We start from the raw sequence: 24,742 nt of genomic DNA on the forward strand, positions 1-24,742 counted from the left end.
CCTTCAGTTTATTGGGCATGGTGGCAAGCCACGGCGTGGTTCTTGCCGAAAAGGGTGTAATCCGGCGCTTTTTCGCGACAGAGATCGGTGGCGAGCGGGCAGCGGGTGTGAAACCGGCAGCCGGATGGCGGGTTGTGGGGGCTCGGCAGGTCGCCGGAAATGGGCGCTGCCTGCTTGCGGCGCGCGGGATCGGGAACGGCTGCGAGAAGCGCACGGGTATAGGGGTGTTTTGGCGAGGCCCAAAGCTCCGCGGTCGGCGCGCTTTCCACGATCTTGCCGAGATACATGACGAGAACGCGATCGGAAAAATAGCGTACGACCGAAAGGTCGTGGGATACGAAGAGATAGGACAACGAAAGCCGTTTCTTCATCTCCACCAGAAGGTTGAGGATCTGCGCCTGGATGGAAAGATCGAGCGCCGAGACAGGCTCGTCGCAGACGACCAGTTCCGGCTCGAGAACGAGCGCCCGGGCAATGCCGATGCGCTGGCGCTGGCCGCCGGAAAACTCGTGCGGATAGCGGTCAAGTGCATCCGGTGGCAGACCCACCTGCGCGACGATCGCCTCGACGATCTCCCGCTGTTGCGCCCTGTCGCCAATGCCGTGCACCTTCAACGGCCCGGTAAGGATAGTTCGCACCGTCTGGCGTGGATTGAGCGACGCGAATGGGTCCTGAAAGATCATCTGGATGCGGCGGCGGATGCCGCGCAGCTGCGACGACGACATCGCCGTGACATCGGCGCCCTTGAAGGTGATCCTGCCGGAAGTGGGCTCCACCAGCCGCATCAGCGACTTGCCGAGCGAGGATTTTCCGCAGCCTGATTCACCCACCAGCGCCACGGTCTCGCCCGCCTCGATGTCGAGCGAGACATCGTCGACGGCGCGGACTGTTCCGCGTCCTCCCGAATAGTGGGTGGAAAGACTATGCACTGACAAGAGCGTCATCGGATACCTCTTGGGATGTGGGGGATACGAAGGGGCAGGCGGCGTAGCGGCCTTCCGAGACGAGCCTCAGCGGCGGTACGAACTGCCCGCAGAAACCGCGGGCGCTCGGACAGCGTGGCCGGAAGGCGCAGCCGCGCTCCCCCGTGGCGGAAACGATTGAACCCGGAATTTCGATGAGTGGCCCGTCGCGATAATGCTGGCCGTCTTCGGCGCGCGGAGAGGCAGCCAGCAGGCCGCGCGTATAGGGGTGGTAAGGATTGGAGAAAACCGGTTCAGGCAATCCTTCTTCCACCTTGCGGCCGGCATACATGACCATCACCCGGTCGGCCCATTGCGCCACAATGCCAAGATCGTGGGTGATGAGGATGACGGCCATGTTGAGATCGCGGCGCAGATTGTCGAGCAGCTGCAGGATCTGCGCCTGTATCGTCACGTCGAGCGCGGTCGTCGCCTCGTCGGCGATCAGCAGTTTGGGATTGCAGGCAACGCCGATGGCGATCATGACGCGTTGGCGCATGCCGCCGGAAAGCTGGTGCGGATAATCGTCCACGCGGCGCTGGGCGTCGGGAATATTGACGAGGTCCAGAAGCTCGATGGCGCGTTTGCGCGCCTGGTGCCTGTCGATCCTTTCATGGATGCGCAGCACCTCGACGATCTGTTCGCCCACCGTCAGGACCGGGTTCAGCGATGTCATCGGTTCCTGAAAGATCATGCCGATATCGCGGCCGCGAATGCCGCGCCATTGCCGCTCGGAAAGCGGCAGCAGATCGCGGCCTTCGAGCAGAACACGCCCGCCGGTTTTTGCATGCGACGGCAACAGGCCGATCAGGCCGAGCGCAGTCAGCGATTTTCCCGAGCCGCTTTCGCCGACGATTGCAAGCATTTCGCCGGACTGCACATCGAAGCTGACGCCCTTGACCGGTTGGGCTGAGCCGAAGCTGACGGAGAGATCGTGGACTTCGATAAGTTTGCTCATCGGCGTTCCTCCGAAAAACGGGGGTTTAGCGCATCGTTGAGACCGTCGCTGATGAGGTTCAGCGAAATGACGGTGAAGACGATGGCGAGGCCGGGAAGGGCGGTCAGATACCAGGCGGTGCGGATGACATCGCGTCCCGACCCGATCATCGAACCCCAGGAAACACGGTTGGGGTCGCCAAGTCCCATGAAGGAAAGGGCTGCTTCCATGAGGATCGCACCCGCCACCATGACGGAGGAGGTGACGATGATCGGCGGCAGGGCGTTGGGCAGAATTTCCTGAAACACGATACGCGCATGGCCATAACCGAGGCTTCGTGCGGCAAGCACATAGTCCTTCTCGCGGATGGCGCGGAATTCGGCGCGGGTCAGGCGCGCAACAAGTGGCCAGGTAATGATGCCGATTGCCGAGGTTACCGTGGTGACCGAAGGCTGGGCGATGGCGACGAGCACCACCAGCAGCACGAAGTTCGGCAATGTCTGGAAGATTTCGATGATCTTCACGAGAATATCGTCGATGACGCCACCGAAATAACCGGCGAAAGCACCGATTGTTATGCCGATCGTCAGCCCGATCAGGGTGGCGACGACACCGACGGTGAGCGAGATGCGTGCGCCATGCACGATGCCCGCCAGCACATCACGACCCATGGAATCGGTGCCGAGCGGATAGGCTGAGTTCTGGCCGGGCCAGAGGAAGGCGCGGGCAACCATTTCCAGCGGATCGCCCGGATAGATCAGTGGGGCCGTGACAGCGGCGATGAGCACGGTGGCAAGAAACAGCAGCCCAACGATGGCGTTGGGATTGGTCAGGAAAATCTTTAGTTCCCGCCGCAAGCCGCGCCGCGGCACGGAGACGGAGCGGGCTGAAAGCGCGTCCGGCGCATGGATATAGGGCCAGACCTTTTCTTCAGGTTTTTTAGGTTTGGGATTGCTCTCTTTGGCACTGAGTTCGGCCGCGTCGAGAACTGCTGATGTCTGGGAGGAATTCATCGGCTTTCTCCGATGCGGGGGTCGAGCCATGCCTGCAACAGGTCCACGGCGGCATTGACAATGATGACGACAAGGGAAGAGAGAAGCAGAATGCCGAGCAGCACGCTGAAATCGCGGGCCATGACGGCCTCGAAAGCAAGACGGCCAAGGCCTGGCCAGCTGAAGACGGTCTCGACCACGACCGCACCGCCCAGCAGGCCGCCAATATGCATGCCGGCCATGGTGGTGATCGGGATGAGCGCGTTGCGCAGAATATGGCGTGTGGTGAGCCGGAAGGGTGAAACGCCTTTTGCCCGTGCCGTGCGCACATAGTCTTGGGATTTGACTTCCAGCATCGCCGCGCGGGTGAGGCGGGCATAAATCGCCAGAAAATAAAGCGCCAGCGAAAGGGCGGGGAGAACGATATAGCGCAGCCTGTCCAGAAGGGCGTCGAGGCCGGTGAGGCTGCTGCCGATGGTGCTGTCGCCGCCAGACGGAAGCCAGCCGAGCTTGACCGAGAAGGTGAGGATAAGCATCAGGCCGATCCAGAAGCCCGGCACGGAATAAAAGATTAGCGAGCCAATCGAAATGATCCGGTCCGGCAGCTTGCCGGAAAAGAGCGCCATGATGGAGCCGAGGAAAACGCCGACGAAAATCGCAATGCCAAGTGCTGCTCCCATCAGCGCCAGCGTGCCGGGCAACCGCTGGCCGATAAGATCGGCGACCGGCATGCCGTAGCGGGGTGAAAAGCCGAGGCTGAACTGGGCCAGATTGCCGAGATAGTTCATGAGCTGATGGACGACCGGCAGGTCGAGCCCGAAGCGTGAGCGAATTTCGGCCATGGTCTCGACGGTCGCCGAACCCGCTTCCGCGGCCAGCACGTCAGCCGCATCACCAGGCGCCAGCTGCAGCAGGAAGAAGTTCAGGATGACGATACCGAGAACCGTCGGGACGGCCTGAATGGCCACCCGCCTTGCCTGCGATAAAATCCGTTTCGAATTCGACATCGGCTCCAGTCCATTCGCTTGAAAACATGAAATCGCCCGTAAAGGCGTTGGTATTAGTTGACTAATTTTATGGAATTTGTCAAAGAGTAATAGAATTATTTTCTGAAATTTACGGAAAAATGCGCCATAAAGAAAAGATAATTCCTATTTATGAGAATGGTTGGTGCTTCATGCCAATCTCACTCTCGTCTGCGGAACAAACTTCTTCCCAAGCGCGGCCGTTCAGTTTTGCCGGTTTTTCGCCGGTTCAATTAAGGAGAGGTATCGCATGACTGTTTTCAACCAGACGACGCGCCGCGGATTTCTGCTGGCGTCGGTGGCGCTTGGCGTGGTGTCGTTGCCGGGGCTGAAGCTCAACGCAGCAGAGCCGGCAAGCGGCGGAACGGCCACTTTGCTCATCTCATCGGAGCCGCCGGTTCTGACGACGATCGCGCACACGGCCTATAATTCCGTCTACATATCGCCCAAGGTCACCGAAGGGCTGCTGACCTATGATTTCGACCTCAATCCCAAGCCGCTCCTGGCCAAATCATGGGATGTCAGCGGCGATGGCCTGCGTTACACCTACAATCTGAGACCCGGTGTAAAATGGCATGACGGCAAGCCTTTCACATCTGCCGATGTGGCGTTCTCCATCAATACCATCAAGGAAGTGCATCCGCGCGGTCGCAATACATTCCTGAACCTCACTGCTGTCGAGACGCCGGACGAGCTGACGGCGGTTCTGGTTCTTTCCAAACCTGCGCCCTATCTGATCACGGCGCTTGCCGCCGCCGAAACGCCCATCGTGCCGAAACATCTTTATGAGGGTACGAAAGTGACCGAAAATCCGGTCAATCTAGCACCCATCGGCACCGGTCCGTTCAAGTTCAAGGAGTGGGTGCGGGGCAGTCATATCGTTTTCGAGCGTAATGCCGATTATTGGGATGCGCCGCGCCCCTATCTCGACAAGCTGATTGTTCGCTTCATTCCTGATGCTTCGGCCCGGGCGATTGCCATCGAAACCGGTGAAATCGATCTCGCGCCCAGCACGCCGGTCGCCTATAGCGATCTCGACCGGCTGAAGGAGCTGCCGAGCCTCGGCTTCGAGACCAATGGCTATCAATATACCAATTCGATCAGCCGCGTGGAGTTCAACCTCGAGAAGGACGTGTTCAAGGATGTCCGCGTCCGCCGCGCCTTCGCGCATGTCATTGACCGTAACGTCATCTTCAACACGGTCAATTTCGGTTATGGTGCGACGATTACCGGACCGATCAATCCGAAGCTGACGAAATGGTTTGTCGAAGATCTGAAGACCTATCCGATCGATCTGAAGGCGGCCGAAGCGCTGCTGGACGAGGCGGGATACAAGCGCGGCGCGGATGGCATCCGTTTCAAGCTCAATCTGGACTATGTGCCGAGCACCGAGGCCTATCCGCGCGGCGCAGATTACATTCGCCAGGCACTGGCAAAGGTCGGCGTGGATGTGACGGTGCGGACGCAGGATTTCGCCACCTACACGAAGCGCATCTACACGGATCGTGATTTCGACTTTGCCTATGAGGGCATGAGCAATCTCTTCGACCCGACAGTCGGTGTGCAGCGGCTCTACTGGTCCAAGAACTTCAAGAAGGGTGTGCCCTTCTCAAATGGCGCCGCCTACAGCAACCCCAAGGTGGATGCGCTGCTGGAAGCTGCCGCTGTCGAGATCGATCCGGACAAGCGCGTCGCGCAATGGAAGGAAATACAGCAGATCCTCGTCGATGACGTTCCTGCCATCGATATCGTTGCGGCACCTGAAATCACCATCTTCAACAAGCGCATTGCCGATCACACTATCGGTGCAGAAGGCGTCGCGGGCAGCCTGGCCTTCGCGCATATCGCGGCATCCTGATCGTCTCGCCAGCCCCTGCCCGCCGTTTGCGGCGGGCAGGGACATCTCCCTTTCGTCGACGGGCACCGCAGCATCGCTTTCTGGTGTCATCGTTTTCATCGAGGCCAAAGCCATGAGCACGACACTTTCTGAAATCTGGTACACACGTTGCCCGGTGCCCACGCCCGTGGGGCTTGCGGCGCAGCTCGGTTATCTCGCACAGACCTTCGAGGATGTCGGCATATCGCTGAAATCCATCATCGATTCGCCGGATCGCTCCGTCCGGCAGAGCCATTTCAACCACACGCTGGAATGGTCCTTCCGCCACGGCGGTAATGTGCCCCCTATCCGCGCCCGCTCGGAAGGGCGCAATACGCGTCTTATCGGCATTACCTGGACCGATGAGTTCCAGGCGATCATCACCCTTCCGGAAACCGGTATCCGCTCGCTTGCCGATCTCGTCGGCCGCCGTTTCGGTGTGCCGCGCAGACCTGATGGGATTGTCGATTTCATGCGAGCGACAGCATTGAAGGGCATCGTTTCGGCGCTTTCGCTGGAGGGCCGTAAGGTCGAGGATGTCGAGCTGAAGGATATCGTGATCAAGGATTCCGTGCTGGCGACACAGGAGGGACCATCCCTTTTCGGCCTGAAGCGGCGACAATCCTTCGGTGAGGAGATCATCGCGCTGTTGCGGGGTGAGGTCGATGCGATTTTCGTCAAGGGTACTGCCGGTATCGCCGCCGCGAACCTGATCGGCGCCGTGCAGGTGGCGGAATTCGGTTTTCACCCCGACCCGAAGATACGTATCAACTCCGGCTCTCCCCGCGTGCTGACCGTCGACGGTCGGCTTGCCGATGAGCGCCCCGATCTGGTGGAGCGGCTGGTTGCCGCCATTGCCAAAGCCTCGCTCTGGGCAGAGCAGCATCCGGAAGAGACCCGCCGTTTTATCGCGCGCGAGGCGGGTGCGACCGAAGAGCAGGTTCTGGCCGCCAACGGCCCGGATGTCCACCGCCATCTAGGTCTTGGCCTTGATGCAGACCTCGTCGCCGCCGTCGGCCATTACAAGAATTTCCTGCATCAATGGGGTTTCCTTGAAAACGACTTCGATCTCGCTGCGTGGATCGATGACCGTTTTGTCACGGCCAGTGAAAGGGCGGTGGCATGAGCGGCGCTTTATCCGCCGTTCCGAGCTCGGAGCAGCACTTGAATCCCGTCGCCATCGCAACCGCGCTAGCCGAAGATTTCAGCCTGACTGCGGCGGAGTATGACAAAAGCGGCGAATTCGCTGCCGGTAATTTCGAGGCGCTTTTCAAGTCTGGCCTGCTTGGTCTCGTGACGGCTGAAAAGGACGGTGGCTGGGGGGAGGGCATGGAAACCGCGCATGCCGTCATCGCCGCCATTGCCAAGGGTGATCCGTCAACCGCCCTCATCCTTGCCATGCATTACAGCGTTCATGCTGCCATCCGGCGCGGCAGGTGGCCGGCAGATCTCGCGGCAAAAGTGCTGGCCGCCAATAACAGGGAGCGGGCGCTTCTGAACAATGCGCATGCAGAGCCGGGGATCGGTTCCCCGGCCCACGGCGGACTGCCGGAAACGACGGCGCGGATCGAGGGCGATTTCTGGGTGGTCAATGGCCGCAAGAGCTTCGTCACCGGCCTGCCGGGTCTGAAATGGGCGATTGTACTTGCCGTCACGACGGAAGAGGCGCCGCGTCTGATCCAGCTTCTGGTCCCGCTCGATGCGCCGGGCATCGGCCGGGAAAAGGCATGGGAAGCGACAGGAATGTATGCCACCGCCAGCGACGATCTCCTGCTTGAGAATGTGAGGGTGCCGCTCGCCGATATCGTTGCCGAACAGCCGGCGGACGAGCCGTTGCGGCGGGATGAGGCGGACGGTTACAATTTCTTCGTGCTGCTGGCCTCCGTCTATCACGGTGTCGCGCTTTCGGCGCGTGACGCCCTCTTGCGCCATCTGACAGGCCATGTTCCGGCAAGCCTCGGCGCGCCGCTGTCATCCATTCCGCGCATTCAGGAAGGTGTGGGCGAGATCGAGGTACTTCTTGCGGCCAACAGGCGTCTGCTCCGCTCCGTCGCGCGTGATATCGATGCGGGTGAGAGGGTAGGCACGGATGCGCTCGCCGTTCGTCATGTGGTGATCGACAATGCGCTGGCAGTGACGGATCTGGCGCTGGAGCTTGGCGGCAATCGCGGCCTTCGCCGGGACTATAATCTCGAGCGGCATCACCGCGACGCCATAACGGCAAGGGCGCATGCGCCGCAAAGCCACATGATCCGAACTATCCTCGGCCGTCAGAGCATCAAGGCTGTTGGCGGCTGACCGTAGAAGACATGGGCGGCTTTGTTTGGCAGGCCGCCCATGTTGACGCCGCCCGCATCAGTCCCGGAGTAGCGGCAACAGCTTGTCGCCCTGCCGTTCAATTTCCTGAAGATAGGGCGTGTCGGAAAGCACGAAATGGGTGATGCCAAGCGCGCGGTATTTGCGCAGCGACGCGGCGACGTCTTCCGCCGAACCGACGAGCCATGTCGTTGCGGCACCGCCTCCGCCAAATTTGCCGGGTGCGGTATAAAGATTGTCGTCCAGCACATCGCTCTGCGTGTGCAGATCCAGCAGGCGGCGCTGGCCGACCGCGACACCTTGCAGATGATCGTTCCAGCGCACGCCATTGTTCGCAGCCATCTCCGCCACCTTTGCTTCCGCATCGCGCCAAGCCTCAGCCGTGGTTTCGCGCACTAGCGTGGTGATCCGCAGACCGAATTGCAGCGGCGGCAGATCACGGCCGAGGGTCTCACTGAAATGTCTGAGACGTTCGATCCTTTCGCGCACGCCGGCGAGCGGTTCGCCCCAGAAGAGCTGGACATCGGCTTCAGTTGCGGCAACCTGTTCGGCGGCCTCGGACGCGCCGCCGAAATAAAGTTTGGGATGTGGCCGGCCGGCACTCTCGCTGATGCGCGGCGAGACGGTGGAGTTCTTGACCCGGAAATGGTCGCCATTGAAAGTGACGTTTTCCTCAGTCCAGAGCCGCCGCACCAGCCGCATGAACTCCTTCGTGCGCGCATAACGCTGCGCCTGATCGCCTTCTTCGTCGCCATAGGCCGCAAGCTCGTCCCTGCCGGAAACGACATTGATTCGTACCCGGCCACCAGAAAGCTGATCGAGCGTGGCGGCGGCCGATGCGAGATTGGCCGGCTTCCAGTAGCCGGGGCGGATAGCGATCAGTGGCTCGAAAGTGGTGGTACGCGCGGTAAGCGACGCCGCAACCGTAAAGGTATCCGGACGCCCCCAGCCTGTGCCGATCAACGCGCCCTTCCAGCCATGGTTTTCCAGCGCCCTGGCATGGGTAGTTAAAGTATCGAGGCTGTTGTGGTTTTCGCTGACGGCGTCGCCCCGATGTCCGGGTTTGACGTCATTGGGGATGTACCAGAGAAATTCGCTCGTGCTGCTCACATTATCCGCCTGAATTTTCGCTTTATGTCGCGGTGGAATGGCCCTGCCGAGGCTCGGCATTTGCCATTTTGAGGTTCGGGAGGTTGAGGTCTCCGACAGTGCGAGAATGACAAACCGGCGGCGGCACGGCCAAGCAGCGGCGTTTCTTTTGGAATGCGGCAGAGGAAAAGCTTTCCGCGCGGTTTGCTCGATTAGAACATATTTTCTATGGAAAATATTTTAGGCAATGATTCCACATGCGCAGTGCCAAGGCTGCTGCCGAGAACGTATTTTTTGCCGCAACGGAATTGTCTGGATCGATTTTTCTCGAGTTCGGAAAAGCTGAGCAAGGCAATAGTCGACTAAAATTGCGAAATTCACCATTCTTGGCACACCCCGCCCGCAAACCACGGAGTAGGCATGTGTACCACCTTGATTGTCCCCGGCCTCAACGGTTCGGATGAGGGGCATTGGCAGCGGCACTGGCTGCTGGAAGATTCGGAGGCGCAGCTGGTCGATCAGCAGAATTGGGAATGCCCGGTTCTTGAAGACTGGCTTGAGCGTCTGGAAGCGGCGCTCGCCGCAACCGAAAGCGCCTATATTGTCGCCCACAGCCTGGGTTGCCTGCTCGTCGCCAATATGGCGACACGACCCGTGGCCAGCAAAATCAGGGGTGCGCTTCTGGTGGCGCCCGCCCATCTCGACAGAGTGGAGGCAATGCATCCATGCATCGTCCGCTTCGGCGCATTTCCTCGGTCGCCGCTCACCTTCCCCAGTCTCGTCGTAGGTAGCATGAACGACCCCTATATGAATCCAGACGAGTTAGCCCGCACCGCTGCTGACTGGGGAAGCGATATCGTCAATCTCGGCTCCGTTGGACACATCAATATTGCCGCCGGTTTCGGCCGGTGGTCCGAGGGCTATGCTCTTTTCGCACGCCTGAAAGCAGCGTCCGAAATCAAGGCCAGCAGATCGAGGAAGCGCAGATCACCCGTTCTGCACGGTGCGCTGCTGCAGGGTGATGCCGGCGCTCTATAGTCTTTTCGTCCCAAGTCCGTGCTTTGAGCGGCCATCGTGTCGACGCCATTGCGATGACCCCTTTATTGGTGGTTCGAAACGGAATTTTTTCCGCTGCCGCAACCTTAGTCCACGTTTGCCGGCAATCCGCCAATTATAGAATAGTAATTTTATGGAAAATATTGACCAATCTGGGCGCTCGCCGGAGGATAGAGCGAATTGATCAAAGGAGGCGCACATGCCGCAGGGACTTCATGCGTTTACTGTCGATCTGTTCGGTCTGGCCAGGCGTAGGCCGCGAGGGGATGATCAGGGCAGGCTCCAGCCGCTGGATCATTCCGGTCGTATCAAGCGGGAAAAGAGCGATCTCGACCTTGAGCGGGAAGAGATTTACGAAATGAATTTCGCGATGCTCGGACTTTATCCGGTCCTCTGACACAGGGAGGCGAAAGGTTTGTTTTCGCTTCCCAGACCCATTTCCCAGCGGAGATAAACTCTCCTTGCGGCACGGAAATTGGAACAAAATTTCTTAAACGCGGCGGGGAATTGGCTACCCTTTTAGTACCCAGCCGAATTGCCCGATGGGCGGATTGCAAAGGACCTGTCGATGAGCACAGCTGACAAACCACTCGATTTTCTGTGGTTCATACCCACCTCAGGCGACGGCAGCTATCTTGGCTCCGACGATCTGTCACGACCCGCCGATCCCGGCTATTTCCGGGAAATAGCGCAGGCTGCGGATCGGCTCGGTTATTCCGGGGTGCTTATTCCTACCGGCGTCGCCTGCGAGGAATCCTTCATCCTCGCGGCCAATCTCGCCGCCTATACCGAGAAACTGAAATTCCTCGTCGCCATCCGTCCGGGCGTTGCCTCGCCGGCCTATTATGCGCGGCTGGCCTCCACGCTGGACCGTGTTTCCCATGGTCGGCTGCTTCTCAACATCGTCGTTGGCGGCAGCGCGCAGGAGCTGGCTGGTGATGGCATCTTCCTGCCGCACGACGAGCGTTACGACCACGCTGACGAGTTCTTCCAGGTGTTCAATTCGTTGATCGAAAATGGCAAGGGAGATCTCGACGGCAAATATATCAAGGCACAGGGTGCCAGGCTCGGCCTGCCACCGGTGCAGGAACCGCGTCCGCCGCTTTATTTCGGCGGCTCCTCCGATGCCGGGATCGAGTTCTCGGCCGGTATCACCGACAAGTATCTGACCTGGGGTGAGCCGCCGGCACAGGTGGCGGAAAAAATCGCCAAGGTTCGCGCCGCCGCAGCGAAAAAAGGGCGAGAAGTGACATTCGGCATTCGCCTGCATTTCATCGTGCGCGAAACCGATGAGGAGGCCTGGGCCGATGCGGACAAACTGATTTCCAAGCTTTCCGACGAAACCATCGCTTCCGCTCAAGAGGCCTTCTTAAAGGCGTCGGATTCGGTCGGTCAGGCAAGGATGCGGGCGCTGCATAATGGCCGGCGTGACCAGCTTGAAGTCTCTCCGAACTTGTGGGCGGGAATCGGTCTTGTCCGCTCTGGCGCCGGCACCGCGCTGGTGGGTTCGCCGAAGACAGTTGCGGCGCGGCTGCGGGAGTATCAGGCGCTGGGCATCGATACCGTCATCGCATCGGGCTATCCGCATCTGGAGGAAGCCTACCGTCTATCCGAATTGCTGTTTCCGGAAATCGGGCTTGATGGGCCACGTAATCAGATCCGTTCGTCTTTCGGCACGAAACAGGTTTTCGGCGGCGGCGGCCACGGCGGTAACGTCAAGCTGGTATCCGGCTCGTGATCAATCGCCGGAAGGCGGTCGGCCCCGTCTTCCGGTTAGCCTTTCCTATGGGCGTCATTCGGCGGAGCGTTCACGGGAGAGCGGCATATAAAACATTATTTCCATAGAATATAAGTATTATGGAAAACGATGTCTATTTCACGCCCCGCCGCCGCTGCTAACTATTGAGCAACAAGCTGTTTTCAGGAGCGATCGATGACATTGCAATATGCGGCCAAGGATCAACAGTTCATCAATCTCCGCGATCCCGTCTCTGGCAAGGCGCCGGATGCCGATAGCCTTAAGGCGGCGCTCAGGACGCTGGGCGGCGGTGTCAGCGTCATTACGGCGGGCGAGGGTGATGCGCGCACGGGTGCTACGGTAACATCCGCCACCGCCCTGTCGGTCGATCCGCCAAGAATTCTGGTTGCGCTCAACCGCTCCTCCTCCACATGGCCTGTGGTGCAGCGCTTCGGCCATCTGGCGGTGAATATTGTCGGCCCGAACCATCAGTTCATCGCCAACCAGTTTGCCGGTGTTGGCGGTCTGAAAGGTGTGGACCGTTATCGCGGCGCGGAATGGACCCGTCTGGCGAGCGGCGCGCCCATCCTCGAGGACGCCGTTGCCGCGATCGATTGCACTATCGAGGAGGCGATCGAGCGCCACAGCCACGTCATCATCATCGGCAAGGTGGAGGCGATCCGCATCGGATCGGGTTACTCGCTGGTCTATCAAAACGGCCGTTATCATTCGCTGGACTGAGCTCCGGCCTTTCCGGCGCTTTCACTGGGTCATTCTTTGAGGGAGTTGAGCATGGGATCTGTCACGCCGCTCGGCGAAAGAATTCGTTTCGTGTCCCCGCGTCTCGGCGCGGATGGGGATGTACTGACCGTTGCCCGGACGATTGCCGAAAAATGCGCGGTGGAAAGTGCCGCACAAATCCACGCGCGGATTGCCCGTTCCGGCCTTCTCGCCCTCTCCGTTCCAAACGATCTGGGCGGGGCGGACATCACAAACGACGTTCTCTCGCAAGCTCTCTCGATTATTTCCGCGGCTGATGCGGAGGCTGCGCATGCGCTTGCCGAACACTTCACGGCGCTTGAATTCATCAGGAACGCCGGTAGCGAAGAGCAGCGCAAGACCCTCTTCGCCCGCCTCGATCTTGGCGAGACTTTTGCGCTTGCCTCATCTGACGCCGGCGTGGATCAGGCGGTTCTGTTGACTGGCGATGACTATGGCTTGCGGCTGCCCGCTGACATTGCCCGATCTGTTACCTCAGATGCAGACTGGATCGTTGTCCCGGCAGTCAACACGGCAGGGCAGGCCGTGCTCGTTGTTCTTCGCAATCGCCCGGATACATCATGGGACGGCCTGCTGCGCGCCGATCAGGTCGCGTTTCTTGCCCAGGGCGCTGGAAATCTGGCAGCCTCCGTTTTCACCCTTCTGAAGGCCGCCGTGGCTCTGGGTGAGAAACAGCGTGAGCTTTCAGCGTTGCTGATTGACAGATTGGCCGAGGAAGGTGATGCGCGCCCCCTTATCGGCGAAATATTTCTCGCAATCGAATTGCTGAAGGCACAGATTTCCCGCCTCGCGGCCAATATCGATGCGGCGCAGGTGGGGGCGGAAAGCGTGACCTTTCGCTCTGTCCGCAACAATGCCATCACGCTGGAAATTCTAATGGCCCGTCTCGGCCTTATCGATGGTGCAAGCGAATCCGGGCTGATTGCGACCCTGGGAGACGATCTGCGCCGGCAGTAAACGGCGCTTATTCGCCTGCCGGAATAAATTGCGCGTCTTGTCCGCCTTTTGCCACGAATTGTGCGAGCGTCATATTGTCCAGGATTGTTGCGATGGCGTCCCGCACGTCCGTCATCGAAACCCTGACCTGACAGGTCTCGGGATCGTCGCAGTCGTCGCAGGCTTCAAAAGCGGTGCGGCTGGCACAGCGGATGGGGGCCAAGGGCCCGTCCAGCGTTCGGATGACCTGCCCGATCATGATTTCCGATGGCATTTTCGACAGCGAATAACCGCCATTCGGTCCCTTCTTGGAACGCAGAATGCCGCTGTTGCGCAGTTCCAGAAGAATAGTATCCAGAAATTTTTTCGGAATATTGTTGCGGGTTGCAATCTCGGTCACAAAGGCGGTCTCGCCCTGGGGCAACCGCGCCAGATCGACAAGAGCCTTTAGTCCGTATTTGCCTTTTTTGGTCAACATCGCATGATCCGCAAAGAGGGCCAGCACCTTCTGAGTGCCGGGTTATGGTGTTCTCAACTTACTAAGTAGTTTTTACCGAATTCCCGCGCAAGTCCGTTTCGTCCCGGCTCGATGCACAAAGCGGCTTTACACCATCGTTTTTCGCCCCGTTTCCTCATCGTTTCGGATTGCTTTGCCAAAGACGCCTGCCGAAACCATAGCGGGAAATAATATTTTCTCTGATCGCGTCGCAACGTGGAACGAACGTCCTTTATTACTATATAAAATCAGTAGACAAAGTATGCATCAAAAGACGTGCGAGGTGATGATGTATACTCTCAGTTTGCTGGACAAGAGCCCTGTTCCAACGGGTGAGAACGCGGCAAGCGCGTTCCGCGACACGATCAATCTCGCCAAACGCGCCGAAGAACTGGGCTATCGCCGATTCTGGGTGGCAGAACATCACAATTCGCCGGAGCTTGCCGGTTCCGCGCCGGAAGCGCTGGTTGCATGGATTCTGGCGAAGACCTCTCGTATCCGCGTCGGCTCGGGCGGTGTCATGCTGCAGCATTACAGCCCCTACAAGGTCGCCGAGGTTTTCAACGTGTTGTCGTCGCTCGCCCCCGGTCGGGTCGATCTCGGCGTCGGCAAGACACCGGGCGGGCTGCCGCTTGCGACGTCTGCCCTACAGCAGGCCTATGATCCCGCCCGCAAGCCGGATTTCGAAACGGCTTTTGGTGAACTTACCACGTTTCTCTCCGGTGCCGCACCGCAGGGGCATGCGCAGGCCGGGTTGCAGGCAACACCGTTGCCGCCGGTTGCGGTGGAACGGTTTCTGCTCGGTGCCAGCCCGGAAAGCGCAAGGCTTGCAGCTTCCAGAGGATGGAATTTCGTCTTTGCCGGCCACCTCAATGGTGATCCGGAGGTTCTTCGCAGCAGCCTCTCGGCTTTCCGTGAGGAGAGCGGCGGCAGGGCGCCGATCCTTGCCCTCTCCGTCTTTGCCGCGAGTGATCCCGACCATGCGGCGCGGCAGGTGGAAGGTCAGCGCATCTACCGGGTGTTCCTCAGCGACGGCAAGGCGTTCAACCTTGGCCGCCGTGAACAGGCGGAAGAATTCGCCCGCCAGTCCGGCGATACCGATTATCGCATCGAGGAGCGTAAGCCCAACGTCCTGCATGGCGGGCCGGACGATATTCACAAGGCGCTGCGCGCGCTTTCCGATGAGCACGGTATCGAGGAATTCATCGTGGAGCCGCCGCATGTGGGGGCCGATCAGAGGCTCGCCTCGATCGAATTGCTGGCCACACACCGCCTTTCCAGGGCCGCGTGAACTTGTCCTCAGGAGGAAATGACATGACGAAAAAGACAATCCGTTTCGGCATCATGCTCCAGGGCCCCGGCGGGCACATGAACGCCTGGCGGCACCCGAAAAGCCCTGTTGATGCCAGCGTCAACTTCGATTTCTTCAGGAAGAACGCGCTGAAGGCAGAAGCCGCCGGCATCGCCTTCGCCTTCGTTGCCGACGGGCTTTACATCAACGACAAGTCCATTCCGCACTTCCTCAACCGGTTCGAGCCTTTGACCATCCTTTCGGCGCTCGCCTCCGTCACCTCGAAGATCGGTCTTGCCGGCACGGTTTCGACCTCCTACAGCGAGCCCTTCACCATCGCGCGCCAGTTCGCCTCGCTTGATCTTCTGAGCGGTGGCAGGGCCGGCTGGAATGCAGTGACGACGCCACTCGAAGGTACGGCGAAGAACTACAGCCGCAACCATCCCGAACATGCGCTGCGTTACGAGATCGCCGATGAATATCTGGAGGTGATCAAGGGCCTGTGGGACAGCTGGGACGACGATGCCTTCGTGCGTAACCGCGAGACGGGACAGTTCTTCGACAGGCAAAAACTCCACACGCTCGGCCACAAGGGTCGCTTCTTCCAGGTGGAAGGTCCGCTGAACATCCAGCGTTCGCCGCAGGGACAGCCGGTGATTTTCCAGGCGGGTTCTTCGGATGCCGGTATCGGGCTTGCGGGCAAACATGCCGACGCCGTTTTTACTAATTCTGCATCGCTCGAGGAAAACCAGACATTCCTCAAGCGCGTGAAGCAGAGTGCTGTCGCGCAGGGCAGGTCCGCTGCCGACGTGAAGATTTTCCCTGGCATCGGGCCGATTGTGGGCGAGACGCAGGAGGAGGCGGAAGCGAAATACAACATCATCCGCAACCTCATCACCATCGAGGATGCGCTCGCCTATCTCGGCCGTTTCTTCGACCACCACGACTTCAGTGTCTATCCGCTGGATGAGCCTTTCCCCGAACTTGGCGAGATCGGCAAGAATAGCTTCCGTTCGACGACCGACCGCATCAAGCGCCGTGCGAAGGAAAAGAGCCAGACGTTGCGCGAAGCGGCGCTGGAGGCGGCGACCCCGCGCGAAGGTTTCATCGGAACTCCGGACAAGGTGGCGGACGAGATCATCCGCTGGGTTGAGCACGATGCGGCCGACGGTTTCATTCTGGGCTTCCCGGTGATTGCCGAAGGGCTGGATGATTTCATCCGCCTCGTCATACCGGTGCTGCAACGGCGCGGATATTTCGAACCGCATCTGGAAGGCAGAACGCTGCGTGAGCATCTCGGCCTGCCTTTCAAGGAGAGCATCTATTCCCACGCTGAAAGCGGTTCCAGCAAGGCGATCGCATAAAAGCGGGGTCGGGCGGCAGCCATTGCCGCCCGGAGAGAATTTCAAGGTGCTGTGCGGGTAAAGCGCAGCGCAGGAGACCAGAACCATGAATATCCGCATTGACGGCGCGCGTCCGCAGGACGACGCCGAACGGGGAATCCTTGCCTTCATCGAGGAAAGCATCGCCATCCGGCACGATCTTCACCGACATCCGGAGCTTTCGCTTGGGGAAAAGCGCACGGCGGCGCTCGTTGCCCGTTATCTCCTCTCCTTCGGATATGAGGTGACCGAGGGTGTCGGGGGCCATGGCGTCGTCGCCACCTTGAAACGTGGTCATGGTGACAAGCGTCTGGGTATCCGCGCCGATATCGACGCCCTGCCCATCGTCGAGGAAACCGGTCTTGCCTATGCCAGCCAGACACAGGGTGTGATGCATGCCTGCGGTCATGACGGTCACACGACTATCCTGCTCGCCGCTGCCCGTTATCTAGCTGAAACATCGAGTTTTTCCGGCACGCTGACGCTGATTTTCCAACCCGCCGAGGAAATCGGTGCGGGTGCTAGAGCGATGATAAAGGACAGGCTTTTCGAGCGGTTTCCCGTCGATGCCGTGTTCGGGCTGCACAACTGGCCGGGTGTCGAAACCGGACAATTCGGCTTTGTCGAAGGGCCTGCCATGGCCTCCGTCGACAAGGCGAAGGTTCGGATCATCGGCAAGGGCGGGCACGGGGCGGCGCCGCATGAAACGGTTGATCCGGTTCTTGCCTCGGCAAGCTTCGTCACCGCCTTGCAGAGCATCGTCTCGCGCAATGTCGACCCGCGAGACATGGCGGTGCTGACGGTAGGCTCCATCCATGGCGGAACTGCTTCCAACGTCATTCCCGAGAGTGTCGAACTGCAGATTACCGCGCGGGCCTTTTCGCCCGCCGTGCGCGACAGACTGGAGGAGCGGCTTCCCGCCCTTGCCAAAGCACAGGCGGAAAGCTTCGGCGCAAGCGCCGATGTCACCTACTCCCGTGGCTTCCCCCCCGTCATCAATCACATCAGGCAGACAGCTTTTGCCCGCGACGTCGCCAAACGGCATTTTCCAGCCGAACAGGTTGCAGAAGGCTTTCAGCCGCGTACGGCGAGCGAGGATTTCGCCTTCATGCTTCTGGAGCGGCCGGGCTCCTATCTCTTCGTCGGCAATGGCGACAGCGCGCCGCTGCACAGCCCTCACTACGATTTCAACGATGCGATCATTGCGCCTGCGGCACGCTTCTGGGTGCGCCTGGCCGAAGCATACCTCTCCTGATGCAACGAGTTTAGGACAATGAGATGAGCGACAGTTTTCTCTACACATCGGTCAAGGATCCGCTCGCAACTCCGCTTCTGGAGGAGTTGCTGTTCGAATATGACAGCCGCTACGGCACATATTTCAACGCGGAAGGCGCCAAGGCGGAACTTAACAAATATCCGCCGGAGGCTTTCAGCCCGCCGTCGGGCAATTTCCTGCTGCTCTTGCGTGGCGGCAAGGCGATCGCCGGCGGTGCCTTCATGCGCTACGACGAGGAAACCGCCGAGTTCAAGCGGGTCTGGACCCATTCGGCCCACCGTCGGCAGGGGCTTGCCAAAATAGTGCTTCAGGAGCTGGAGCGGCAGGCGATCCGGCAGGGTTACGCCCGTGTCTATCTGACCACGGGCTTCCGCCAGCCGGAAGCGGTCGGCCTATATCTCACCAACGGTTATCGCGCGTTGTTCGATACGTCGGCCGATCCTGAAACGATCAGGTCGCTGCCTTTCGAAAAATGGCTTGCCGATAGCGCCTCCGCCTCCGTTGCGGAAGGCGCGTCGATACCGGCGGCCCGGCCGCATTCTTCCCCGGCCCACCCGTGAAAGGCTTTTTCAGATGACGATAGCCTCTGATTTTCCGCATGTTGCATTGAGCGAGCAGAAGGGTGAACCGATCAAGGGTGGGTATTCCCATTTCCGCATCGTGCCGGCCCGCTACCCCTTGCGGACCGTGGGAACAGTCTTCTCCGTACTCATCATTGCGGCCGTTCTGCATTCCGTTTTCGGCAATCCGCGCTGGGGCTGGGATGTCTTTGCGGAATGGTTTTTCGCTGAACCGGTGTTGATCGGCTTAGGACGGACGCTGCTGCTGACCGCGCTCGGTGCGGTGCTCGGCTTCGCGCTGGGAACGCTGCTGGCGCTTGCCCGCGTTTCACGCTCGCCGCTGCTGGTTGCCGTATCCTGGACCTATATCTGGATTTTTCGATCCATTCCGCTGATCGTGCTTTTGCTGATCCTCAACAACCTCGGTTATCTCTATGAGACCGTGACGATCGGTGTGCCCTATACCGGCATCAACTTCTTCAGCTGGAATACCACGCAGCTGATGACGCCGTTTGCGGCCGCCGTTCTGGGGCTGACGCTCAATCAGGCCGCCTTCGCATCCGAAATCGTCCGTGGCGGCATTCTCTCGGTTGATCAGGGGCAGCTTGAGGCTGCCGCAGCACTCGGCCTTCCCCGGCGGCGGCAGGCGTCCCGCATTGTTCTGCCGCAGGCGATGCGCTCCATCTTGCCCACCGCCTTCAACGACATCATCGGCCTCGCCAAGGGGACTTCGCAGGTCTATATCCTTGCCCTGCCGGAGCTGTTCTACACGATCCAGATCATCTATCGCCGAAATCTGGAAGTGATCCCGCTGCTGATGGTCGCGACCGTCTGGTATCTGGTGATACTGACGGCGCTTTCGATCGTGCAGCACCATATCGAGCGGCATTTTTCACGCGGTGCACTGCGCAATCCGCCGTCGTCACTGTTCGCCACGATTTACCGCACCTTCCTGCCGCGCAAACCCTTGCCTGAAGCCGTGGAAACGGTGGCCACGACAGCCGTAAGGCCCGAGCGTTCGGTGCCTGCCCGTGCCGTGAGCTTTCAGCTCGGAAATCGTGGCGGGTCGGTCAATATTCATGGCGTTTCGAAATCCTTCGGGTCGCTGAAGGTGCTTGATGATATCAGCCTTTCCATTCCGGCAGGCAGTGTTACCACCATTCTCGGCCAATCCGGCTCCGGCAAGTCCACATTGCTGCGCTCCATCAACCATCTCGAGCGTGTCGATGACGGTTTTATCGCCATGGACGGTGAATTGGTCGGTTATCGTCAAAAGGGCGATACGCTTTATGAGCTGAAGGAACGGGAAATCCTCAAGCGCCGCGCCGAAGTGGGCATGGTGTTTCAGAGCTTCAACCTGTTCCCGCATCTGACCGCGCTTGAAAACATCATTGAAGCACCCATCGCCGTTCGTGGCATATCGAAAGAGCAGGCGCAGGCCGAGGCGCGCGATCTTCTGGCTCGCGTCGGCCTTGCCGAAAAAGCTGGCGCTTATCCCCGTCAGCTTTCCGGCGGTCAGAAGCAACGCGTGGCGATCGCCCGGGCGCTGGCGTTGCGGCCGAAGGTGTTGCTGTTCGATGAGCCGACATCCGCGCTCGATCCTGAACTCGTCAACGAAGTGCTTGATGTCATCAAGGAGCTTTCCCGCTCCGGCGTCACGCTCATCATCGTTACCCATGAAATCGGTTTTGCCCGTGAAGTCTCCGACAGGGTCGTCTTCATGGAACAGGGCCGCATCATCGAAACAGGTACGCCGGACCAGGTGTTCAACAGCCCTGAACATCCCCGCACCGCCGAATTCCTCGCAAAAGTTCTCTAATCAAAACAACAAAGGAAACACTCGCATGGCTTTTTCATCGAAATTATTGTCGTTGCTTGCAGGCGGTCTTTTCACCGCTACCACCGCGCTGATACCGGCTGCGCATGCGCAGGAAATCGACCTGTCGCCGGAGCAGAAGGGGCGAGTGCGCGCCGAGAAGGTGGAAGAAGCGATCAAGCTTCTGCCCGCTGGCCACAAGTTCGTCGCGGATGGAAAGTTGACGGTCGCGACCGTGCCTTTCCGGCTGCCGCTGGTCGATTATGCCAGCGATACGAAAACGCCTATTGGCGTGGAGCCGGATATCGCCCAGCTGGTTGCTGATAGTCTTGGCCTTGAACTTCAGCTAGTTCCCATCGCCTGGGCCGATTGGCCGCTGGGTCTCACCTCCGGCAAATATGATGCCGTCACCTCCAACATCACGGTCACTGAAGCCCGCAAGGAAAAGTTCGACTTCTCCAGCTACCGCAACGACCTGCTCGGCTTTTACGTCGGCAGCAACAGCAAGGTGACGAGCATCAGCAAGCCCGAGGATGTGGCCGGGCTGAAGGTTATCGTCGGCGCTGCCACCAATCAGGAGCAGATCCTGCTGAAATGGATCAAGGACAACAAGGCCAAGGGTCTGGCCGACACTGATGTGCAATATTACGACGATCAGGCCGTGCTCGATGTCGCCCTGCAATCCGGCCGCGCGGACGCCTATCTCGGCCCCAACGCGACGTCAGCCTTCCAGGCAGCAAGCCAGAAGAAGACCAAGCTCGTTGGTACCTTCTCCGGCGGCTGGCCGGAAGCGGCGGAAATCGCCGTTGCCTCCAAAAAGGATGCCGGAATTGCCGCAGCCATCACGGCGGCACTGAACGCCTAGATCAAGAACGGCAATTACGGCAAGGTTCTCGCCCGCTGGAACCTCGGTTCGGAAGCCATCACCGAATCCCGCACCAATCCGCCCGGTCTGCCCAAGAGCTGAGTGCTGGTTTGCTGCCAGAAAGCTGAGTTTCCACAAAGCTGAGTTGAAGGTGGGACATCACTCAGCCGGTAGCGCGGGCCTCCTCCCGTCCGCGCTACCTCCGTCCCGCAATTCATTTTATCGGGGAGCCAGAATGGCACTCACCTCTCGTCTTGCCACAGTCACGTTCGGCGTTTTTCTCTCTGTCGCCGCTTTCGGGTCGGCTTTCGCAACTGATGTCTTCGATCTTTCGCCAGACCAGCCTGGCCGGATCAGGGTAGAAAAAGACCCCGCAGCGATTGCCGCCATCCCGAAAGACTTCAAGTTCATCACCCCGGGCAAACTCACGGTCGCGGTTGCACCTGGCGGACCACCGCTCGCGACCTATGCGACGGACGCCAAGACCGTGGTGGGTGCCGATCCGGACTATGCGCTTGCGGTGGCTGATAGTCTCGGCCTTGAGCTTGAGCTGGTTGCTGTCGCCTGGGCCGACTGGCCGCTGGGGCTTGCCTCCGGCAAATACGATGCTGTCATTTCCAATGTCGGGGTGACCGAGCAGCGCAAGGAGAAGTTCGACTTCTCCACCTACCGTCAGGGCCTGCACGGCTTTTTCGTGAAGTCCGACAGCGGCATCACCGCCATAAATGAGCCGAAGGATGCGGCGGGCCTGAAGATCATCGTCGGCGCTGGCACCAATCAGGAGCGTATTCTGCTGAAATGGAATGACGAGAATGTAGCCGCCGGTTTAAAGCCGCTCGAGCTGCAATATTATGACGACGAGGCCACCCGGCTTGTCGCGCTTTCTGCCGGGCGGGCCGATGTGATCGTCCAGCCGCATGCGCAGCTGGTCTTCATCGCCGCGCGTGACAAGACCATCAAACGTGTCGGAACACTCTCCGCCGGCTGGCCGGAACGTTCGGATGTCGCCATCACCACCCGCAAGGGTTCGGGACTGGCCGATGCGCTGACGCTCGCCACCAACGATCTGATCAAGAGCGGCGCTTACGCGAAGATACTGGAACGCTGGCAGCTTTCGGAAGAGGCCTTGCCGGAATCGAGAACCAACCCACCCGGCCTGCCGAAAAGCTGACCGGTCGAATAAATGCGGTGGACGGCAGCACCCGCAGGTCATGCCTGCGGGTGCTGTTTTATTCGTCTGTTGGCCTGCGCGGAACAATCAGAAATCTGCGACCTTGCCCCATGACGAGTCAAGGAAACGGCTGGGATGATACGGGGCGGGGTCAACGATCGGGGTTGAACCCGTCACGATATCGGCGATCAGGTGGCCAGCGCCGGGGCCGATGCCGAAACCGTGGCCGCTGAAACCGGCGGCGAGAATGAAGCCGGGCAATTCGCTGGTCTCGCCGATGGCGGGCACACCATCCGGCGTGCTGTCGATGAAGCCGGCCCAGGCAGCGGATATCTGGGTTTTGCGGAGTGCAGGCAGAAGTTCCAGCGCCCTTTTGTGGGTCTCACGTATGGCGGCGGCATTCGGTTTCGGATCGAGAATACGAACCCGTTCCATCGGCGTCGGCGCATCGAGCCGCCAGTGCTTCAGCGTTTCGTGCCCACCGCGAACCCCTTCCAATCCACCCGGCCGCAGGCTGCGCCAGCGTTTGAGGAACATCGGAACGAATTCGCGTGCAAACCGCATTTGCTGCGCGGTCGGGTCGATGCGACCGAGGCCGCTGATGGCGAGCGTGTAACCGCCGTTGCTCCGGCGTGTTACAGAAACGGCTTTTGTATGCAGCGCATCCGGCAGTCCTTCCGCACCTGCTGTGACGGACAGGATCGAGGAGCGGACAGCGGCCTGCGGAAAACGAATTCCGAGCTGGCGGCAGAAGGACGAGGCCCAGGCACCGCCGGACATGATGGCGGTTTTGGTGCGGATCGTGCCTTTTTCGGTAACGACGGCGCTAACGCGACCACCTTCCGTCTCCAGACCGCGCGCGGCGCAATTCTGGTGCACCGTTCCGCCCAGCTTCATGAGGGCACGCGCGACGGCCGGCGCCGCCATCGAGGGATCGGCGGTGCCGTCCGTTGGCGAAAAGACGCCACCCTTCCAGCGTTTCCCAGTCGCGCGTCCGCGGTTGCTCGCCTCATCCGCGCTCAACATATGCGTCGTCACGCCTGCGGTGATGGCAAAGTCGCGCCAGCGCGCCCAGCCGGCAATTTCAGCTTCGTTGTCGCTCAGGTAGAACAATCCGCAGCGGCGGAAACCGGTGTCTTCGCCGCTTTCTGCGGCAAACCGTTCCCAGAGCGTCAGGCTCTGCGTTGAAATCGGCAATTCGCGGGCGTCTCGGTTCTGCTGCCGGCACCAACCCCAGTTGCGGCTGGATTGCTCCGCGCCAACAAGACCTTTTTCGACAAGAGCCACTTTCAGGCCACGCCGGGCGAGGTAATAGGCTGCGAACACGCCGACGATACCGCCGCCAATAATGACGGCGTCCGCCGATTTCGGCAGTTCCGGTGATGTCGTGATCTGTTGCAGCGGCGCAGGCATGGTGGGGCTCCTTGTATTCGTCTTAATTTACCTTGGTCGCCGGGTAAACGCTGCCAGACTGCGCCGATTGCCGGAATCTCCTGCTGTTCGTAGCCATGTCTGCAACTCTTTATGCTGGATGAAAAAAACATCCCCGCGTCGACAGGGCACGCTCATGTGATAAGATTTCCATGGCCGCGTCAGAATTTTATGCCGCGTGCACGAAAAAATATAAAAGGGGTTCCGCACGTGATGAAACTTGACCGGATCGACATCAAGATCCTTTACGAACTCCAGAAAAATGGTCGCATCACCAATGTCGAGCTGGCGGAGCTTGTCAATCTCTCGCCAAGCCCCTGCCTGATGCGCGTCAAGAAGCTTCAGGCCGAGGGCTATATCGAAGGTTATTCGGCACAGATCAACATCAACAAACTCGGCCAGACGCTGACGGTATTCACCGAGATCACGCTCAAGAACCACCGCCAGATCGACTTCGCCCGTTTTCTCGGCGTTATCGAAAAGATCGATCAAGTGGTAGAATGCCACCTCGTTTCAGGCGGTTACGATTACCTCCTGAAATTCGTCACCTCCGGCATCGTCGAATATCAGTCGATCATGGAGCGGCTGACGGACATGGATGTCGGTATCGACAAATATTTCAGCTTCGTTGTGCTGAAATCTCCGATCATCAAATCGCATATGCCGCTGACCAGCCTGTTTCCGCTTTGAGGTGGAAGACGTCCCTTAGCAGGGGCGCCAGAGTATCGAGATACGTCGCTTCATACT

General features: G+C 59.6%; 22 protein-coding genes and 1 pseudogene. 16 read left to right on the forward strand and 7 right to left on the reverse strand.

The window, feature by feature from the left end:
- Positions 1-8: 8 nt before the first annotated feature.
- The 4 genes from AC5SEO_RS02350 to AC5SEO_RS02365 are packed head-to-tail and all read right to left on the reverse strand — an operon-like array spanning position 9 to position 3,898.
- Positions 9-944 (reverse strand): ABC transporter ATP-binding protein, encoded by a 936-nt coding sequence (locus AC5SEO_RS02350; RefSeq protein ID WP_003511116.1) that lies wholly within the window; start codon positions 942-944, stop codon positions 9-11.
- Complete coding sequence (locus AC5SEO_RS02355) at positions 922-1,920, reverse strand: ABC transporter ATP-binding protein (RefSeq protein WP_065659601.1); 999 nt, start codon at positions 1,918-1,920, stop codon at positions 922-924. The genes AC5SEO_RS02350 and AC5SEO_RS02355 overlap by 23 nt, the downstream gene beginning before the upstream one ends.
- The gene (locus tag AC5SEO_RS02360) at positions 1,917-2,912 is read right to left on the reverse strand and encodes an ABC transporter permease (RefSeq protein ID WP_421460540.1); all 996 of its coding nucleotides are present in this window, start codon (positions 2,910-2,912) and stop codon (positions 1,917-1,919) included. Before AC5SEO_RS02360 ends, AC5SEO_RS02355 begins: the two co-directional genes overlap by 4 nt.
- Positions 2,909-3,898 (reverse strand): ABC transporter permease, encoded by a 990-nt coding sequence (locus AC5SEO_RS02365; protein WP_065687801.1) that lies wholly within the window; start codon positions 3,896-3,898, stop codon positions 2,909-2,911. The genes AC5SEO_RS02360 and AC5SEO_RS02365 overlap by 4 nt, the downstream gene beginning before the upstream one ends.
- 268 nt (positions 3,899-4,166) lie before the next feature.
- Here AC5SEO_RS02365 and AC5SEO_RS02370 point away from each other — a divergent pair, with 268 nt between their 5' ends.
- The 3 genes from AC5SEO_RS02370 to AC5SEO_RS02380 all read left to right on the forward strand — a co-directional run bounded on the left by AC5SEO_RS02370 (position 4,167) and on the right by AC5SEO_RS02380 (position 8,090).
- Positions 4,167-5,774: an ABC transporter substrate-binding protein gene (locus tag AC5SEO_RS02370; RefSeq protein ID WP_421460542.1), complete on the forward strand. Its 1,608-nt coding sequence runs from the start codon at positions 4,167-4,169 to the stop codon at positions 5,772-5,774.
- A 112-nt stretch (positions 5,775-5,886) separates the two neighbouring features.
- Positions 5,887-6,918 (forward strand): ABC transporter substrate-binding protein, encoded by a 1,032-nt coding sequence (locus AC5SEO_RS02375; protein WP_149910206.1) that lies wholly within the window; start codon positions 5,887-5,889, stop codon positions 6,916-6,918.
- Positions 6,915-8,090 (forward strand): acyl-CoA dehydrogenase family protein, encoded by a 1,176-nt coding sequence (locus AC5SEO_RS02380; protein WP_174068854.1) that lies wholly within the window; start codon positions 6,915-6,917, stop codon positions 8,088-8,090. The genes AC5SEO_RS02375 and AC5SEO_RS02380 overlap by 4 nt, the downstream gene beginning before the upstream one ends.
- Positions 8,091-8,147: 57 nt before the next feature.
- On the opposite strand, the gene AC5SEO_RS02385 is transcribed toward AC5SEO_RS02380, so the two are convergent.
- Positions 8,148-9,218 carry an LLM class flavin-dependent oxidoreductase gene (locus AC5SEO_RS02385; protein WP_065662618.1) on the reverse strand — a complete coding sequence of 357 codons (1,071 nt, stop codon included), beginning with the start codon at positions 9,216-9,218 and terminating at the stop codon, positions 8,148-8,150.
- A gap of 399 nt (positions 9,219-9,617) precedes the next feature.
- Here AC5SEO_RS02385 and AC5SEO_RS02390 point away from each other — a divergent pair, with 399 nt between their 5' ends.
- From AC5SEO_RS02390 to AC5SEO_RS02410, 5 genes are all read left to right on the forward strand, one after another.
- Positions 9,618-10,235: an alpha/beta hydrolase gene (locus AC5SEO_RS02390; RefSeq protein ID WP_174068853.1), complete on the forward strand. Its 618-nt coding sequence runs from the start codon at positions 9,618-9,620 to the stop codon at positions 10,233-10,235.
- Positions 10,236-10,452: 217 nt separating this feature from the next.
- A complete protein-coding gene (locus tag AC5SEO_RS02395; protein ID WP_003511101.1) occupies positions 10,453-10,650 on the forward strand; it encodes a hypothetical protein in 198 nt (65 codons plus the stop codon).
- Between the two features lie 171 nt (positions 10,651-10,821).
- Complete coding sequence (gene ssuD, locus AC5SEO_RS02400) at positions 10,822-11,991, forward strand: FMNH2-dependent alkanesulfonate monooxygenase (protein WP_076845535.1); 1,170 nt, start codon at positions 10,822-10,824, stop codon at positions 11,989-11,991.
- A 195-nt stretch (positions 11,992-12,186) separates the two neighbouring features.
- A complete protein-coding gene (locus AC5SEO_RS02405) occupies positions 12,187-12,732 on the forward strand; it encodes a flavin reductase family protein (RefSeq protein WP_174068852.1) in 546 nt (181 codons plus the stop codon).
- A gap of 51 nt (positions 12,733-12,783) precedes the next feature.
- Positions 12,784-13,728 carry an acyl-CoA dehydrogenase family protein gene (locus AC5SEO_RS02410; protein WP_174060858.1) on the forward strand — a complete coding sequence of 315 codons (945 nt, stop codon included), beginning with the start codon at positions 12,784-12,786 and terminating at the stop codon, positions 13,726-13,728.
- Between the two features lie 7 nt (positions 13,729-13,735).
- On the opposite strand, the gene AC5SEO_RS02415 is transcribed toward AC5SEO_RS02410, so the two are convergent.
- The gene (locus AC5SEO_RS02415) at positions 13,736-14,185 is read right to left on the reverse strand and encodes an RrF2 family transcriptional regulator (RefSeq protein ID WP_003511094.1); all 450 of its coding nucleotides are present in this window, start codon (positions 14,183-14,185) and stop codon (positions 13,736-13,738) included.
- A gap of 304 nt (positions 14,186-14,489) precedes the next feature.
- Here AC5SEO_RS02415 and AC5SEO_RS02420 point away from each other — a divergent pair, with 304 nt between their 5' ends.
- From AC5SEO_RS02420 to AC5SEO_RS02450, 7 genes and pseudogenes are all read left to right on the forward strand, one after another.
- Positions 14,490-15,494 (forward strand): LLM class flavin-dependent oxidoreductase, encoded by a 1,005-nt coding sequence (locus AC5SEO_RS02420; protein WP_174068851.1) that lies wholly within the window; start codon positions 14,490-14,492, stop codon positions 15,492-15,494.
- 23 nt (positions 15,495-15,517) lie between these two features.
- Positions 15,518-16,858 (forward strand): LLM class flavin-dependent oxidoreductase, encoded by a 1,341-nt coding sequence (locus AC5SEO_RS02425; RefSeq protein WP_112674695.1) that lies wholly within the window; start codon positions 15,518-15,520, stop codon positions 16,856-16,858.
- A gap of 85 nt (positions 16,859-16,943) precedes the next feature.
- Positions 16,944-18,131 carry a M20 aminoacylase family protein gene (locus tag AC5SEO_RS02430; protein WP_013761660.1) on the forward strand — a complete coding sequence of 396 codons (1,188 nt, stop codon included), beginning with the start codon at positions 16,944-16,946 and terminating at the stop codon, positions 18,129-18,131.
- 23 nt (positions 18,132-18,154) lie between these two features.
- Positions 18,155-18,712 (forward strand): GNAT family N-acetyltransferase, encoded by a 558-nt coding sequence (locus AC5SEO_RS02435; protein ID WP_003511088.1) that lies wholly within the window; start codon positions 18,155-18,157, stop codon positions 18,710-18,712.
- Between the two features lie 13 nt (positions 18,713-18,725).
- The gene (locus tag AC5SEO_RS02440) at positions 18,726-20,531 is read left to right on the forward strand and encodes an amino acid ABC transporter permease/ATP-binding protein (RefSeq protein WP_495363711.1); all 1,806 of its coding nucleotides are present in this window, start codon (positions 18,726-18,728) and stop codon (positions 20,529-20,531) included.
- A 25-nt stretch (positions 20,532-20,556) separates the two neighbouring features.
- Positions 20,557-21,495, forward strand: a pseudogene (locus AC5SEO_RS02445) (ABC transporter substrate-binding protein).
- Between the two features lie 133 nt (positions 21,496-21,628).
- On the forward strand, positions 21,629-22,564 hold the full coding sequence (locus AC5SEO_RS02450) for an ABC transporter substrate-binding protein (RefSeq protein ID WP_003511082.1): 936 nt from the start codon (positions 21,629-21,631) through the stop codon (positions 22,562-22,564).
- An 87-nt stretch (positions 22,565-22,651) separates the two neighbouring features.
- On the opposite strand, the gene AC5SEO_RS02455 is transcribed toward AC5SEO_RS02450, so the two are convergent.
- Positions 22,652-23,977, reverse strand: coding sequence for an NAD(P)/FAD-dependent oxidoreductase (locus AC5SEO_RS02455; protein WP_019564745.1), 1,326 nt, complete (start codon positions 23,975-23,977; stop codon positions 22,652-22,654).
- Between the two features lie 231 nt (positions 23,978-24,208).
- Here AC5SEO_RS02455 and AC5SEO_RS02460 point away from each other — a divergent pair, with 231 nt between their 5' ends.
- Positions 24,209-24,685 carry an Lrp/AsnC family transcriptional regulator gene (locus tag AC5SEO_RS02460; RefSeq protein ID WP_013761655.1) on the forward strand — a complete coding sequence of 159 codons (477 nt, stop codon included), beginning with the start codon at positions 24,209-24,211 and terminating at the stop codon, positions 24,683-24,685.
- The last annotated feature ends 57 nt before the right edge of the window (positions 24,686-24,742 follow it).

This window comes from Agrobacterium sp. K11, assembly GCF_059429395.1.